General features: G+C 67.2%; 11 protein-coding genes and 1 pseudogene. 4 read left to right on the top strand and 8 right to left on the bottom strand.

Annotated features, from left to right (window positions below; genetic code table 11):
* Positions 1-37: 37 nt before the first annotated feature.
* The 7 genes from ACQ859_RS04190 to ACQ859_RS04160 form a co-directional block, all read right to left on the bottom strand.
* Positions 38-3,697: a hydantoinase B/oxoprolinase family protein gene (locus ACQ859_RS04190; protein WP_431264725.1), complete on the bottom strand. Its 3,660-nt coding sequence runs from the start codon at positions 3,695-3,697 to the stop codon at positions 38-40.
* Positions 3,698-3,764: 67 nt separating this feature from the next.
* Entirely contained in the window at positions 3,765-5,003 is a 1,239-nt protein-coding gene (locus ACQ859_RS04185; RefSeq protein ID WP_431264724.1) for an MFS transporter, read from the bottom strand.
* 51 nt (positions 5,004-5,054) lie between these two features.
* Positions 5,055-5,867, bottom strand: a complete 813-nt coding sequence (locus tag ACQ859_RS04180) for a putative hydro-lyase (protein ID WP_431264723.1) — start codon at positions 5,865-5,867, stop codon at positions 5,055-5,057.
* Positions 5,868-5,990: 123 nt separating this feature from the next.
* Positions 5,991-6,944, bottom strand: a complete 954-nt coding sequence (locus ACQ859_RS04175) for a LysR family transcriptional regulator (RefSeq protein WP_431264722.1) — start codon at positions 6,942-6,944, stop codon at positions 5,991-5,993.
* Between the two features lie 208 nt (positions 6,945-7,152).
* Positions 7,153-8,703: an ammonium transporter gene (gene amt, locus ACQ859_RS04170; protein WP_431264721.1), complete on the bottom strand. Its 1,551-nt coding sequence runs from the start codon at positions 8,701-8,703 to the stop codon at positions 7,153-7,155.
* A gap of 41 nt (positions 8,704-8,744) precedes the next feature.
* A complete protein-coding gene (gene glnK, locus ACQ859_RS04165; protein ID WP_067279313.1) occupies positions 8,745-9,083 on the bottom strand; it encodes a P-II family nitrogen regulator in 339 nt (112 codons plus the stop codon).
* 10 nt (positions 9,084-9,093) lie between these two features.
* Positions 9,094-9,816 carry a TorF family putative porin gene (locus ACQ859_RS04160; protein WP_431264720.1) on the bottom strand — a complete coding sequence of 241 codons (723 nt, stop codon included), beginning with the start codon at positions 9,814-9,816 and terminating at the stop codon, positions 9,094-9,096.
* Positions 9,817-10,205: 389 nt separating this feature from the next.
* Here ACQ859_RS04160 and ACQ859_RS04155 point away from each other — a divergent pair.
* The 4 genes and pseudogenes from ACQ859_RS04155 to ACQ859_RS04140 form a co-directional block, all read left to right on the top strand.
* A pseudogene (locus ACQ859_RS04155) lies at positions 10,206-11,122 on the top strand (YifB family Mg chelatase-like AAA ATPase); the annotation flags it as partial.
* A 175-nt stretch (positions 11,123-11,297) separates the two neighbouring features.
* Complete coding sequence (locus tag ACQ859_RS04150; RefSeq protein WP_431264719.1) at positions 11,298-12,905, top strand: AAA family ATPase; 1,608 nt, start codon at positions 11,298-11,300, stop codon at positions 12,903-12,905.
* Positions 12,906-12,949: 44 nt separating this feature from the next.
* Positions 12,950-14,164: a hypothetical protein gene (locus tag ACQ859_RS04145; protein ID WP_431264718.1), complete on the top strand. Its 1,215-nt coding sequence runs from the start codon at positions 12,950-12,952 to the stop codon at positions 14,162-14,164.
* A gap of 221 nt (positions 14,165-14,385) precedes the next feature.
* On the top strand, positions 14,386-14,985 hold the full coding sequence (locus ACQ859_RS04140; RefSeq protein ID WP_431264717.1) for an ATP-binding protein: 600 nt from the start codon (positions 14,386-14,388) through the stop codon (positions 14,983-14,985).
* A 92-nt stretch (positions 14,986-15,077) separates the two neighbouring features.
* Here ACQ859_RS04140 and ACQ859_RS04135 read toward each other — a convergent pair whose 3' ends face one another.
* Entirely contained in the window at positions 15,078-15,740 is a 663-nt protein-coding gene (locus tag ACQ859_RS04135; RefSeq protein ID WP_431264716.1) for a glycine zipper 2TM domain-containing protein, read from the bottom strand.
* Positions 15,741-15,829: the final 89 nt, after the last annotated feature.

Genomic DNA, 15,829 nt, shown 5'->3' with positions numbered 1-15,829 from the left:
CCCACATTGGGGTTACTCGCCTCATCTCAAGGGGGCCTCAAAAACTGCCGTACCCTCCCCCGCCGGGCGTGCGGATGACGAAGACGTCCCCCGGCGCCATCTCCACCTGGCCGATGTGGCCCAGGGCCTCGATCCGGCCGTCGACGCGCTCGACGAGGTTCTCCCCGACCGCCCCCGCCTGCCCGCCGGCCATGCCGAAGGCGCCGGAAGTGCGCCCGTTGCTCAGGATGGAGGCCGTCATCGGCGTCAGGAAGCGGACGCGGCGCTCGCCGCCCTCCCCGCCGGGCCAGCGGCCGGCGCCCGCGGACCCCTGACGAAAGGCATAGCTGTCCAGCCGCACCGGGAAGCGGAACTCCAGCACCTCGGGATCGGTCAGCCGCGAGTTCGTCATGTGCGTCTGCACGACCGAGGTGCCGGCGAAGCCGGGTCCGGCGCCGGAGCCGCCCGAGATCGTCTCGTAGTACTGGTGCGTCGCGTCGCCGAAGGTGAAGTTGTTCATCGTGCACTGGCCCGCCGCCATCACGCCGAGCGCACCGTACAGCGCGTTGGTCACGCATTGCGAGGTCTCCACGTTGCCGGCGACCACCGCCGCCGGGAATCGCGGATTGAGCATGCAGCCTTCGGGCACGATCACGTCGATCGGCTTCAGGCAGCCGGCGTTCAGCGGGATCGCGTCGTCGACCAGCGTGCGGAACACGTAGAGCACCGCCGCCATCGTGATCGACTTCGGCGCGTTGAAGTTGTTGGGCTGCTGCGCGCTGGTGCCGGTGAAGTCGACCGTCGCGCGGCGCGCCTCGGCGTCCACCGTCACCGCGACCTGGATGCGGGCGCCGTTGTCCAGCGGCAGCGTGAAGCTGCCGTCCTTCAGCACCGAGATCACGCGCCGCACCGAGGCCTCGGCGTTGTCCTGCACGTGCTGCATGTAGGCCTCGACGGTCGCGCGGCCGAACTGCGTGACCATCGTCTGCAGCTCCTGCACGCCCTTCTCGTTGGCCGCCACCTGCGCGCGCAGGTCGGCCAGGTTCTGCGCCGGGTTGCGGCTCGGATGCGGACCGGCGCGCAGCAGCGCCTGCAGCTCGGCCTCGCGCAGCCGGCCCTGCTCGACCAGCTGGAAGTTGTCGATCAGCACGCCCTCCTCGGTGATGTCCTTCGAGAACGGCGGCATCGATCCCGGCGTGATGCCGCCGATGTCGGCATGGTGGCCACGGCTGGCGACGAAGAAGCCGGGCGTCGTGTCGCCCTCGTCCAGGAAGACCGGCGTCACGACGGTGATATCCGGCAGATGGGTGCCGCCGTGGTACGGGTCGTTGAGCACGTAGACATCCCCGCGGTGCATGGCCGGGTTGCGCGCGATGACGGAGCGGATCGATTCGCTCATCGAGCCCAGGTGCACCGGCATGTGCGGCGCGTTGGCGATCAGCTGGCCTTGCGCGTCGAACAGCGCGCAGCTGAAGTCCAGCCGCTCCTTGATGTTGACCGAATGGGCCGTGTTCTGGAGCCGCAGGCCCATCTGCTCGGCGATGTTCATGAAGAGGTTGTTGAAGACCTCCAGCACGACCGGGTCGGCCTCGGTGCCGAGCGCGCGCGTGTGGACGCGCTCTCGAATCCGGGTCAGCAGCAGGTCGCCCGAGGGCTGCAGTTCGGCACGCCAGCCGGCGTCGACGACCGTCGTCGCGTTGCGCTCGGCGACGATGGCCGGGCCGTCGATGCGGGCGCCCGGACGCAGCGATTCGCGATGGTGCAGTTCGGCATCGCGCCAACCGGCCGGCTGCTCGTCCGCAAGGCAGTACATGCGGACCCGCTCCAGCGGTTCGGGATGGTGCCCGCTCGCGATCGCGGCCTCGACCGGCGCCTCCAGCGACGCACCGGCGGCCAGCGCCTCGACCGAGACGGCCTCGATCACCAGCGCGCGGTCCGGCATCAGGAAGGCGAAGCGGCGGCGATAGGCCTGCTCGAAGGCCTCGCGGATCGTGGCGATGGCCGCCGGCGCCGATCCGTCGAGCGGCAGCGGGCAGGTCAGCGCCGTGTCGGTGCCCTGGTAGCGGACCTGCGCCCGCGCGATCGTGCGCAATGCACCGGCGGGAACGGCTTGCGACTCGAGTTCGCCGCCGGCCTGCGCCGCCAGCGCCGCCGCCGTCTCGCGCGCGGCGGACAGGCCGCCGGCATCGAGCGCGCGCTCGATCGAGGCCTCGCGCATCGCGGTCTGGTCGGCCAGGCCCATGCCGTAGGCGCTGAGCACGCCGGCGAACGGATGCGCCAGGATGCGCGTCATGCCGAGCGCATCCGCGACCAGGCAGGCCGCCTGGCCGCCCGCGCCGCCGAAACATTGCAGCGTGTAGCCGGTGACGTCGTAGCCGCGCGCGACCGAGATCCGCTTGATCGCGTTCGCCATCGCGCCGACGGCGATCTGCAGCGCGCCCGCGGCAGCGTCCTCCGCGGTCATCGGCTTGCCCGCGGCGGACATCTGGCCCGCGAGCTCGTCGAATCGCGCCTTCACGACCGCGCCGTCGAGCGGCTCGTCCGCACCCGGCCCGAAGACTTTCGGGAAATGGGCCGGCTGGATGCGGCCCAGCATCACGTTGGCGTCGGTCGTCGCGAGCGGGCCGCCGCGGCGGTAGCTCGCGGGACCGGGATTCGCGCCGGCCGAAGCCGGTCCGACGCGCAGCCGCGCGCCGTCGAAGGCGATCACCGAGCCGCCGCCCGCCGCCACCGTGTGGATGCTCATCATCGGCGCGCGCATGCGCACGCCGGCGACCTCGGTGTCGAAGGCGCGCTCGAACTCGCCGGCGAAGTGGCTGACGTCGGTCGAGGTGCCCCCCATGTCGAAGCCGATCAACCGGTCGTGGCCGCCCGCCTCGCCCGTCCGCACCATGCCGACGATGCCGCCGGCCGGGCCGCTGAGGATCGCGTCCTTGCCCTGGAAGCGGCTCGCCTCGGTCAGGCCGCCGGAGCTCTGCATGAAGAACAGCCGCACGCCGGGCATCTCGGCCGCGACCTGGTCGACGTAGCGGCGCAGGATCGGACTCAGGTAGGCGTCGACGACGGTCGTGTCCCCGCGCGGGATCAGCTTCATCAGCGGGCTGACTTCGTGCGAGACGGAGATCTGCGTGAAGCCGGTCTCCTGCGCCAGGCGCTTGGCGGCGAGTTCGTGATTCGGCGCGCGCCAGCCGTGCAGGAACACGATGGCGCAGGCGCGCAGGCCCGCGTCGAACGCTGATAGCAGTTCGACGCGCAATGCGGCTTCGTCCAGCGGCTCGATCTCGCGGCCCTGCGCGTCGACGCGCTCATCGGCTTCGACGACGCGCTCGTACAGCAGCTCGGGCAGCTGGATGTGCCGCTCGAACAGTTTGGGCCGTGCCTGCGTCGCGATGCGCAACGCGTCGCGGAAGCCGCGCGTCGTCACCAGCAGCGTGCGGTCGCCGCGGCGCTCCAGCAGCGCGTTGGTCGCGACGGTGGTGCCCATCTTGACGCAGTCGACGCGGTCGGCCGTGATCGGCTCGCCGGCTTTCAGTCCGAGCAGGCGGCGGATGCCTTCGACCGCGGCATCGCGGTAGTGCTCGGGGTTCTCCGACAGCAGCTTGAGCGTCTGCAGCGTGCCGTCCGGTGCGCGTCCGACCAGATCGGTGAAGGTGCCGCCGCGATCGATCCAGAACTGCCAGCGATCGAGGGAGCGATCGGACGAAGAGGTGGCTTGCATCGTGAAGTCCAGAAATCTGAAGGTCGTCGGAAGAGGGTCGAGGGGTCTTCGATGGCACGCGCGCCTGTCAGGCCGGCGCGGGCGCGAGTTCACGCCCCCGGGTCTCGGGCAGCGCCAGCGCCGCGACGATCACCAGGCCGTAGCAGAGCGCCGCCATCCATCCCAGGGTCTGCCCCAGCGGGTATTGCGTGCTGAAGCTGCCGATCAGCGCGGGACAGGCGGCGCCGAGCGCCCGTCCGATGTTGTAGCAAAAGCCCTGGCCCGACCCGCGCACGTCGCTGGGAAACAGTTCCGACAGGAAGGCGCCCATGCCCGAGAAGATGCCCGACAGGAAGAAGCCCAGCGGGAACCCCAGCACCAGCATCAGGCCGTCGGTGATCGGCATCTGGGTGTAGGCCAGCACCAGGATCCCGCCCATCAGCGCGAACAGGATGAAGCAGCGGCGCCGCCCGATCGCATCGCAGAGCCAGGCGCTGGTCAGGTAGCCGGCGAAGGAACCCGCGATCAGCACCAGCAGGTAGCCGCTGGTGCCCAGCACCGAGAGGTGGCGCTCGGTCTTGAGGAAGGTCGGCAGCCAGGTCGTCACCGAGTAGTACGCGCCCTGCATGCCGGTGGCCAGCAGGCTGGCGAGCACCGTGTTGCGCAGCAGGGCCGGCGAGAAGATCCGCAGGAAGCTGGCGCGCTCGCCGCGGGCCTTGGCGCGCGCCTGCTCGGCCAGGTAGACCGGCGGTTCGTCGAGATTGCGGCGGATGTAGAGGATGAGCACCGCCGGCAGGATGCCGATCCAGAACAGCACCTTCCACGCGGTCTCCGGCGGCAGCACCGAGTACAGCCCCCAGAACGCCACCGCCGACGCCGCCCAGCCGATGGCCCAGCTGCTCTGCACCAGTCCGGCGGCCTTGCCGCGGTGCTTCGCCTTGATCGTCTCGGCGATCAGCACCGAGCCGACGGCCCACTCGCCGCCCATGCCGAAGCCCTGCATCGCGCGGGTGAAGAAGAGCTGCTCGAAGGAGGTGGTGAAACCGCTCAGGAAGGTGAACAGCGCGAACCACAGCACCGTCCACTGCAGCACGCGCACGCGGCCGAACCGGTCCGCGAGCACGCCTGCCGCCCATCCGCCGACGGCCGAGGTCAGCAGCGCGCCCGTGGCGATCGCGCCGGCCTGGCCCTTGCTCATGCCCCAGGCCGCGATCAGCGTGGGGATCAGGAAGGTGTAGATCATGTAGTCGAACCCGTCGACGCCGTAGCCGGCGAAGGTTGCGACCAGGGTGCGCCGCTCGGTCGGCGTGGTGTCTCTGAGCCACATGGCGTCGTTCCTCTTTCCAGGTGTCGGTCGGGTGCGTCGATCAGGCCGCGATCAGGCCGCGATCAGATCGCGGTTGAGCAGGTCGGTCACGAGCATGTGCCCCGGCGCATGCGTGATGCAGAAGGGCGGGCGCGCCGTGGCGATCGCCGACTGCGGCGTGACGCCGCAGGCCCAGAACACCGGCAGCTCGTCGTCGCGGATGTCGACGGCGTCGCCGTAGTCGGGACGGGCGATGTCGCCGATGCCGATGCGCGACGGATCGCCCAGATGCAGCGGCGCACCATGCACCTGCGGCAGCTTCGAGGTGATCTGCACCGCGCGGATCGCATCGGCGGCGGTCAGCGGCCGCATCGACACGACCGTCGGCCCGCGGAAGACGCCGGCCGGCGTGGTCGCTATGCTGGTGCGGTACATCGCGACGTTGCGCCCCTGCTCGACATGGCGCAGCGGAATGCCCTCGGCCAGCAGCGCATGCTCGAACGAGAACGAGCAGCCGATGACGAAGGCGACCAGATCGTCGCGCCACCAGCGGGTCACGTCGGTGGGCTCGTCGACGAGCTCGCCGTCCCGCCACACGCGGTAGCGCGGCACGTCGGTGCGCAGATCCAGGTCGGCACCGAGCGCCGCCAACGTCGCGTCACCCGGTTCGGTCACGCCGAGCAGCGGGCAGGCCTGCGGGTTCAGTGCGCAGTAGCGACGGAAGTCCGCGGCGAGCGCCGCCGGCAGGATCGCGAGATTCGCCTGCACGAACTCGCTGGCCAGCCCGCTGGTGTGGCCGGTGAAGCCGCCGCGCCGCGCGGCGAGTCGGACGTCCAGCGCGCTGGACGACGCGTCGGGATCGAGGGGATCGGTCGGGTGGCTCATGGCGGGATCGCGGGGGCTGTCTGACGATGGGGCGGATTGTGGAAGTCCCCCGGCCCCGCGATCCAACGGAAATTTTCCGCGTTCGTTCATCGATTTTTTCGATGACGACAACAGCACTTCCGCTTAGCGTCGAGACGTCGCCGATGCCATGCGGGCTTTCCCGGAAGACCCGCCGGACGCCTTCCCCGCGCCGTGCCGCGCGACGTGATCCAGCGCGGAGTCGAGGACCGACTCCGTCAGCTGCGAACTCGGATCCTCTCGGTAGCTCGCGTGGATCGGCAGCGGCACCAGGTCGGTGTCGCTGCGCAGCACCCGCAGCGCGGTCCGCTTCGCGAGCTGTTCCGCCACGGCCACCGGCAGCGTCGCGATGCCGAAGCCGCCCTCCACCAGCTGCACCATCGCCGAGATCGACGAGATCGCATGCACGCGCGGCAGCGGCAGGCCCGACTCCTGGAACATCTGCAGCAGCGCCTGGTGCGGCTGCGAGCCGCGCTGGAAGGTCAGCAGGTCGTGGCCGGCCAGGTCCGACAGTCCGTAGCGGCGTTTGGTGTGCAGGTCGGATCGGCCGACGAAACCCATCGGCATCGAGGCCATCGCCCGGGTACGCACGCCGCCGGCATCGGCCGCGGGGATCGCTGCGAAGACCAGGTCCTGCGCGCCCCGCCGCACCTGGTCGACCAGCACCGGCGAGGTCTCCACCGTCAGCTCGAGCTCGAAGTCCGGCGTGGCCGTGCGCATCGCCTGCAGCCAGCCGGTGAGCCAGCTGTGCACCACCGACTCGATCGCGCCGATGCGCAGCACCGTCGGCCGGCCCGCGCCGCCGGTCCCGCCCATCTCCTCCTTCACCTGCCGCTGCACGTCGAGCAGCCGCTGCGCCAAGGTCTGGAAGCGCTGGCCGGCGACGGTCAGGCGGAACTGCTTGTCGCGCCGGTCCAGCAGCACGACGCCGAGCTCCTCCTCCAGCGTCGCGATCCGGCTCGACAGCGCGGACTGCGTGATGTGCAGCTTCTCCGCCGCGCGCGTGATGCTGCGCAGCGAGGCGGCCCAGTGGAAGGCTTCGACAAAGCGGAGGTTCATGGCGGCGGATTATGGGGAGGCACCGACGAAAAAGCCGCCCCGAAGGGCGGCTTGAACATTGCAGGAACTCGGTGGTACTCGGGAGTCTCCGCCTGCGCTCGTCGAGCGCGGGCACTCCACGATGCAGGGGGCGTCCCTCCGGGAACCCCCGGCATCATGCCGGCCCCAGTGAGGCTCGCGGGATGCGGGCCTTGGGGTCCGGCGGGGATCACTTGTGATAGGCGGTCTCGCCGTGCGACGAGATGTCCAGGCCCTCGCGCTCTTCCTCTTCGGAGACGCGCAGTCCGATCACCAGGTCGACGACCTTGAACGCGATCACCGAGACCACGCCCGACCACACGACGGTCAGCAGGACCGCCTTCAGCTGCGTGAAGACCTGCGTGCCGATCGAGTAGGCGTCCGGCGCGATGGTCGCGGCCGTCACCCAGTCGCCGACGGCCGACGGGCCGCCCAGGCTCGGGCTGTTGAAGACACCGGTCAGCAGCGCGCCGACGATGCCGCCCACGCCGTGGACACCGAAGACGTCCAGCGAGTCGTCCGCACCCAGCAGCTTCTTCAGACCCGACACGCCCCACAGGCAGGCGAAGCCGGCGACCAGGCCGATCACCAGACCGCCGCCGATGCCGACGTTGCCGGCAGCCGGCGTGATCGCGACCAGACCGGCCACGGCACCCGAGGCGGCACCCAGCATGGAGGCCTTGCCCTTGAGCAGCGCTTCACCGACGCACCAGGCCAGCACCGCGGCGGCGGTGGCGAACAGCGTGTTGATGAAGGCCAGCGCGGCGAAGCCGTTGGCTTCCAGCGCGGAGCCGGCGTTGAAGCCGAACCAGCCCACCCACAGCAGCGAGGCACCGACCATCGTGAGCGTCAGGCTGTGCGGCGTGAACGCTTCCTTGCCGTAGCCGATGCGCTTGCCGACCATGAAGGCGCCGACGATGCCCGCGACCGCGGCGTTGATGTGCACCACGGTGCCGCCGGCGAAGTCCAGCGCGCCCCACTGCCAGAGCAGACCGGCCTTGCCGTTCATCTCATCGACGACGGCGGCGGAGGAGTAGGCGTCCGGGCCCATCCAGAACCAGACCATGTGGGCCATCGGCGTGTAGCTGAAGGTGAACCAGATCACCATGAAGAGCAGCACCGCGCTGAACTTGATGCGCTCGGCGAAGGCGCCGACGATCAGGCAGCAGGTGATGCCGGCGAAGGTCGCCTGGAAGGCGGCGAACACGATCTCGGGGATGTAGACGCCCTTGCTGAAGGTCGCGCCCGGTGCGAAGGTGCCGGCGACGTTGTCCCAGATGCCCTTCATGAACAGCCGGTCGAAGCCACCGATGAACTTGTTCCCTTCGGTGAACGCCAGGCTGTAGCCGTACAGGGCCCACAGCACGACGATCAGCGAGAAGGTGACCATCACCTGCATCAGCACCGACAGCATGTTCTTGCTGCGGACCAGGCCGCCGTAGAACAGGGCAAGACCCGGCACCGTCATCATGATCACCAGCAGGGTGGAGACCATCATCCAGGTGGTGTCGCCCTTGTTGATGACGGGCGCGGGCGCGGCGGCGGCAGAGGCCGCATCGGCGGGAGCCGAGGCGGCAGGCGCGGCGGCATCGGCGACCGGGGCCGACGGCGCGGGCGCCTGGGCGGTGGTCTCGCTGGCGATGGCGGCGGGGGCGGAGGCCGCCTCCTGCGCCATGGCCGCGGGGGCCAGGCTGGTGAAGGCTGCCGCGGCCAAGGCCAGGCAGGCGAGTAGTTTCTTCATGTTGCGGACTCTTTTCGTTGGGTCTTGGGGAAGCGGCGTGCTCAGAGCGCGTCCTGACCGGTCTCGCCGGTGCGGATGCGGATCACCTGGTCCAGCGGGGAGACGAAGATCTTGCCGTCCCCGATCTTGCCGGTGCGGGCGGCGTTCTCGATCGCCTCGATGACCTGCTCCACGACGGTGTCGGAGACCGCGGCCTCGATCTTCACCTTGGGCAGGAAGTCGACGACGTACTCCGCGCCGCGGTACAGCTCGGTGTGGCCCTTCTGGCGGCCGAAGCCCTTGACCTCGGTGACGGTCAGCCCCTGGACGCCGATGGCGCTGAGCGCCTCGCGCACTTCATCCAGCTTGAAGGGCTTGATGACGGCAGTGATCAGTTTCATTCGTAGCTCCTCAGAAGACCTTCTTGACGGACACGACCACGCCGTTCTTGCCGAGGTCCTTGTTCTTGCCACCGATGTAGCCTTCGGCGTTGGTGGCGACGAAGCCGGCCCCGAAGGTGAAGCCGGACCAGTCCTTGTTCACCGTGACCGCGTAGTCGGTGTAGCTGGCCGCGCTGTTGTTCTTGACCTTCTGGTGGCCCACGTGCGGGGTCAGCGAGAAGCCGCCGCCGACGTCGAAGGTGGCGCTCAGGTCGAGGTAGCCGCTCTGCTTGGAGTCGGCGAAACCGAACAGGTTGCTGAGCGAGTGGGAGTACTTCAGCGTCGCGGGGCCGTAGGAGACGGCGCCGTACAGCTCGTTGGTGTTGGCGCTGGTCTCGAGCTTGTTGCTCGGGTAGTTGTAGCGCAGGAAGCCCACGTCGACGGTGAAGCCGCCGCCGACCTCGGTCTTGTAGCCGGCGTAGGTGTCGATCTCGATGTCGGCGTCGCCGCCGGCGTCCTTGATCCACTTGATGGTGGAGGCCCAGGCGCCGATGTAGAAGCCGCTCGAATGGGCGTAGTCGACACCGCCTTGCAGGGCGGGCTTGAGGCGCGTCTGCGAGATGCCGCGGTAGCGGTAGTCGGAGGTGACGCTGACGTTGAAGGACAGCGGATTGGCCTCCTGCGCCAGCGCCGGGAGGGCGATGGCGGCAATGGCGGCGACGGCTGCGGCGCGGACGACGGCGATGGACTTCATGCGCGGGGGCTCCTGATTGTTTGGGGCGACTCTGGGCGACTGCTTTCCGGACGAGGCTTTGCAGCTTTTGTGCCAAGCAATCCCGAAAGCGCAGCCTCCCCCGACAGGGCCCCATTCCGGCTCACAACGCGACGAACGGTTGCCGATCCCGCCCCGTCACGCATCAAAGCGCACCAAATGCATGCGCGAACCGGGGATTGGTTAACCCTTGAAACGCCCCAACAGGGTGCTAGCCGTGAAATCGTTCGCTGCGGACACTGCGGAGCTCATGAACCGAACGAGTGCGGAAGGGCTTCGAATGGCGGGCGACGGAATGCATGAAAGCCGGAGCGACGTGACCGTGCGCCGGGGCCTGCCCCACCGCTGAAGCGAGGCGACATCTCATGGCGATGTCCCTCTCCATCATCCACAGCCGCGCGCTGGATGGTCTGTCGGCTGCTGCGGTCGAAGTGGAAGTGCATCTGGCCAACGGGCTGCCGAGCTTCACGCTGGTGGGACTCGCGGACCTCGAGGTCAAGGAATCCCGCGAACGCGTGCGCGCGGCGCTGCAGAGCAGCGGGCTGGAGTTCCCTGCGAACAAGCGGATCACCGTCAATCTGTCGCCCGCCGACCTGCCGAAGGAAGGCGCGCGCTTCGACCTGCCGATCGCGCTCGGGCTGCTGGCCGCGAGCGGGCAGATCGACGCGGACATGCTCGCGAACATCGAATGCGCTGGCGAGCTCGGACTGTCCGGCGAGTTGCGGCCGGTCAAGGGCGCACTGGCGATGGCGCTCGCGCTGCGCGCCGCCAAGCTCGATCGGGAGCTGGTGCTGCCACGCGGCTGCGCCGATGAGGCGGCGTTGGTGCAAGGGCTCGTCGTGCGTGAGGCGGCTCACCTGCTTGATCTCGTGAACGCCTTGCAGGCGCGCAGCGAGGCGCCTCTTCCGCGCGTGCAGCGCGATCCGCCACCGCGTGGCGAGACGCCGCTCGACCTGCGCGATATCAAGGGGCAGTCTGGACCGAAACGCGCGCTGGAAATCGCTGCGGCGGGCGGACTGAGCATCCTGCTGGTCGGCCCGCCCGGCACCGGCAAGTCGATGCTGGCGCAGCGGCTGCCGACGCTGTTGCCGCCGCTGTCGGAGTCGGAGGCGCTGGAGTCCGCCGCGCTGCTCAGCGCCAACGGACAGTTCCGTCCATCGATGTGGGCGCAGCGGGCCTTCCGCGCGCCGCATCACAGCGCCTCGGCCGCGGCGATGATCGGCGGCGGCTCGCCCCTCGGCCAGGCGAGATCACGCTCGCGCAGCACGGCGTGCTGTTCCTCGACGAGCGCCGTCCTTAGCTTTTCTGGCTCTCTTGTCAATTCGCCGTGAAGGCGACTTTCTTGTTCTCGAACAACAACTTAACCCTGCCCCATCGCAACTTAACCGTTCAACGACGCTTGACGACTGTCAAAAGCCCAGGCAGCGCATGGCGTACATCTCACAACTTGCGGAAGCGTCGTCATGGCATGTACGAAGAGAGCGCCGCGGGCGGCGGGCAATGCGGACTGGCTGCGTCCAAGTCTTGTCTTCGGCGTTCTCCCAGGAAGATTTTCACCTAGGTGTTTACCCGCATTCGGGCTGCGTCGACTCTTTCGCAATAGGCCCCTTCGCTTCACGCCCGGTACCGCCGACAAGGACTACAACGTCGTTGCCGAGTGGGAGAAGCGGCTCAGCGCCGTTGGACTAGACGAACTTCTCGACAAGCCGACTCGGAAGGACGTCGTCGAGCGCATCGGTTCAGGAACCGTTGCACGCGTGCCTGTGGCAGAGAAGGTGGTGGCCTTAGTTGACGCGGATAGGCCCCTCGCACGCACTTGGTTGGAGCGAATTTCCATCGACAAGTTCCGCCCAGTGCATGACGGTCAAACCTACACGTTTGGCCAAGTGACGCTCATCGTCGGGCCCAACGGCACTGGCAAGACCTCCCTGCTTGAGGCCATTGAGCACTTCTATTGCGGCTACAACCGCAGACCCGGCACCTCAGGCAGCCCCAAGATTTCCGGCACGCTGGTCGGCGGTGTGACTCCAATCGCCTCGCCAACTGACGCAGCGCGCATTCGGGCACGTTGCATCAGCTGGTACAACCGAAACGAGCAACGGACAAACCGGATTCTTGACGCATTCACCCGGTTCAACTTCCTCGACACCGATGCGGCCTTCCGTCTGGCAACTGACTCGAGCGCAGACGCGCTCGACATCCCGGGCGACCTGGGCCGACTGCTGGTTGGCTCTGACGCGTCCGGGATATCGGACTACCTCTCGAAGCTCGCTCCAGAGGTCACAACTGCGCTCACTGGCGCGGAGCTTCGCGCCGATGACCTCACCACAAAGCTCACCGAGGCCCAGCTCCAGCTCAAGGAAGTCCAAGGTCGTCCGTCAAACAGCAAGGCCCTCGCAGACGCCTTCCGTGCCGCCCTGGTTGCACTGAAGTGGAAGGCAGCACCGCCTGCAGGCCCGCTCCCAACACAAGAAGAGAGTGGCAGCCTGCAAGAGAGCATTGGCCACCTTGAAGGCGTCCTATCCGCCGGCGTCGGCGCCACAAGCCCGGCCGCGCTTTCGGCGCGCTTCGATGTCGTCCGGAAGGCTCACGAGGCCGCCAAGCCGTTGGAACTGACTCGCGTCGAAAGTGCGAAGTCCTCCAAAGAGCACGGTGACGCGGCGCTACGCGATGAACAGACAGCAGGAGTGCTCGACCGATGGCTCACTTATCTGAGCGCGGGTTATGCGACCACGCTCGCTCGATACCAGGCAGCGAAGGTCAATGCTGATAAGGCGCTTGGCAAGCTCGGGCGATACGCTGCTGCCGAAACTCCAGAAGTGCCCGAGGAGTACGCAGGAATCTCGCTGGAAACCGCGTTGCGCGAAGCGCGGTTAAACCTGCAAAACGCGGAAGCTCAAGTTGTGAGCCTTGAAAAGCAGGCCGCGGCGTTTGGCAAGCAGGCGGCCATGCGTGCAGAGGCGGCCCGTCAGCTACAGACGGCGGCGCAGGCGTCTTTGAACTCGGGACACCCCCGGACGACTGCCCCATCTGTCGCGCCAAATATCAGCCCAGCGAACTTGCCAGTCTGATTGCCAACATCACAGTTGCGCTCGAGCAGCCGGCCGAACTTTCCTTGGTTTCGGAAAGCTTGCTTAACGCGCGCAAGGACGTCGAATACTTTCAGGGGTGGGTCAAGTTCTTCAACTTCATTACGAGTGCAGCTGAGTTCCTTGGCATCCCTCCCGACGCCGAGTGTGCTGAACTTCCTCGGACGATAGTCAAACTTAAAGCTGAGCTGACGCAAGCAGACGATGAACTCCAGGCAGCGGAGAAGGATTGGACGCAGCTATCAAACTCCGGGTTGTCTTCGAACGAACATGACCTTCTTCTGTCAAAAGCCTCTGTACTCGTAGGCACTGTTGACGAGATTTATGACCGTTCAAACGTTGAATCCCTGAAGCAGACCCTTTTGCTCGGCGCCGCAGCGTCGAAGCAAGTGCAAACTCAATCCCTTCAACGCCAACGCGAGGCAGAAGGTGAGTTACAGCTTCAACTGACGGCTGTACTGAGCGATTCGTGGTCCACCCGCGCGAACAGGGATAGTGGATTTGGTGGACTCCAAATCTTGCTCCAGGAGACAACTGCAGTTCAGAATCGCCTGGCCTCCCTGTTGCGCATGGTCGAAATTGACGCGCATCAAAAATTAGCGGAAATCTCCAATGGTCTAGTTTCGGCGTCCATCCTGCTGGCTCAGACTTTGGAGGCAGCAAAAGCTGAAAGCACATCGTCGCAGACTATCATCGCACTGAGTTCCAGCATTGAGCGGCTAACTAACCAGTCGAACGCGGCCAAATCACGAGTCAAAAACCTCCGCACGGCTGCCGAGACTTTGGATGCACTGCTGCTGGAATGCTCAATTGAACATGCGACCAAAGAATCTCTGCTTGCCATCGGCACTCAAATCAATGAGATTTTTAGCCGCATTCACGCCCCAAACGAGTATGAATATGTCGGCAGCGATGGGACCCTCCTACGAACGGTCGCGACAAACCAGACGAGAAACCTTCAACAAGTAAGCACAGGGCAACGCGCCGCGTTCGCTCTATCTGTATTCTTGGCAATGAATCGCACAGCCGAAGCAGCTCCTCCGGTCATACTCATCGACGACCCAATCGCCCATATTGATGACCTCAACGCACTTTCCTTCTTGGACTATCTGCGAGATTTGGCAGTAAATTCAAATAGGCAGATATTCTTCGCAACCGCGGACACAAAGATTGCCGCGCTATTCATCCGGAAGTTTGGATTCCTCGGCGAGGCATTCAAGCAGATTCCGTTGTCCCGATAGTCCACGAAGACGACGTGTCGGGCGTCGTCCTGAACGATGTGATTTGCCTGAAGAACTTATCGTCATTCCGGCCCACATCTGTTGTCTTGGCTCGCAACGCAAGCACCGAGGTCATCGGGCGAGGGGCGTGGCGCTTGACCGCTTAGAACTAGGTCTAGAAATCAGGCCCCTAGCCCCCTTCCCCAGGGCTGCTTTGACAACCTAGCGCTGCACAAAGCTAAGTGCCCGAGTTCCAGCGCATGTCGCTGGAGGCCCTGCGCGAGCCGCTGGAGACCGGTCGGGTCCACATCTCGCGCTCGGCGCATCAGGCGGAGTTCCCGGCGCGATTCCAGCTCGTCGCCGCCATGAATCCCTGCCCGTGCGGACATCTCGGCAATCCGACCAAGGCCTGCCGCTGCTCACCGGACCAGGTCACGCGGTATCAGAACCGCCTGTCGGGTCCGCTGCTCGACCGCATCGACCTGACGGTGGAGGTGCCGGTCCTCTCCCCCGCCATCCTGTCGGCCGCCGCGGACGGTGAAACCAGCGCCGCAGTCGCCGCTCGCGTCGCCGCGGCGCGCGACCGCGCCGTTCGACGCCAGGGGTGCTCGAATGCGATGCTGGCCGCCGGACAGCTCGACGGCCATCTGGGCATGTCGCCGGAGGGCGAGGCCATGCTCCATCGTGCGGCAGCCCGGCTGGCCTGGTCCGCGCGCAGCTTCCACCGCGTGCTGCGCATCGCGCGCACCGTCGCCGACCTCGCGGACAGCGACGTCATCACGGCCCTGCATGTCTCCGAAGCGATCCAGTGGCGCCGGGCGCTGCCGGGGCGCAACGACTGACCCTCGCCTCCGCAGGGCTGAGCCCGTTCCAGAAACGACAACGCCGGCATCGCCGGCGTTGTCGATGAGCTCGCGCGACGCCGCGCGGCGTTTTACTGACGGATCAGCTGACCTTCGCTGGCGCGCACGACGTCGCCGCTCTGCACGCCCGGGTCGTGGCTGAAGGTCATCGTGCGGTTGCTCTGGTCGGCATTGCGCATCTTGACCACCCACACGGTGGTGCTGCGCTGGCGCTTCTCGATCTCGTTGCCGGCGTAGCCGCCCGCGACCGCGCCACCGACCGTGGCGATCTTCTTGCCGGTGCCGCCACCGACCGCGCTGCCCAGCAGGCCGCCGACCACCGCGCCGCCGACGACGCCGATGCCGGTGCCCTGACCCTGGCGGGCCTCGGTGTGCACCGACAGCACCGTCGCGCACGACGCGCAGATGCGGGCTTCGGCCGGCGCCGTCCCGCCCGTGCCGGCGTTGTCCGCATAACCGGTGGAGCCGCCGTCGCGCGACGGCTGCTGCTGCGCGACACGACGCGAGTCGTTGCGCGGCTGGACGGCGTCATCGCCGGAGCGGCGGGCCGCCCGGGATTCGTCCGCGGCGTTGGCGCCGTTGCGGTCGACGATGTTGCCCTGCTGCTCGGTCGCCGCGACCGGCGAGTCGGGCATGGACGGCGCCGCTTGACGCCCTGCGAAGAAGGCCGCCACGACCAGCACGGTCGCTCCCACGGCCCCAGCCGCGATCTTCTGATTGGTATTCAACGCCATGATTCACCTCTTATGGTTTTCCCCTAGCAACGGGGGATGGGCGAAGAATGCCACGCTGTTACAAGTCGCGGGGGCCGAAAACTGTCCCG

The organism is Roseateles chitinivorans, assembly GCF_050632235.1.
Classification (GTDB): Bacteria; Pseudomonadota; Gammaproteobacteria; order Burkholderiales; family Burkholderiaceae_C; genus Roseateles; species Roseateles chitinivorans_A.
The sequence above is the reverse complement of the archived record's forward strand: the minus strand, read 5'-3'. Positions and strand labels throughout refer to the sequence as shown.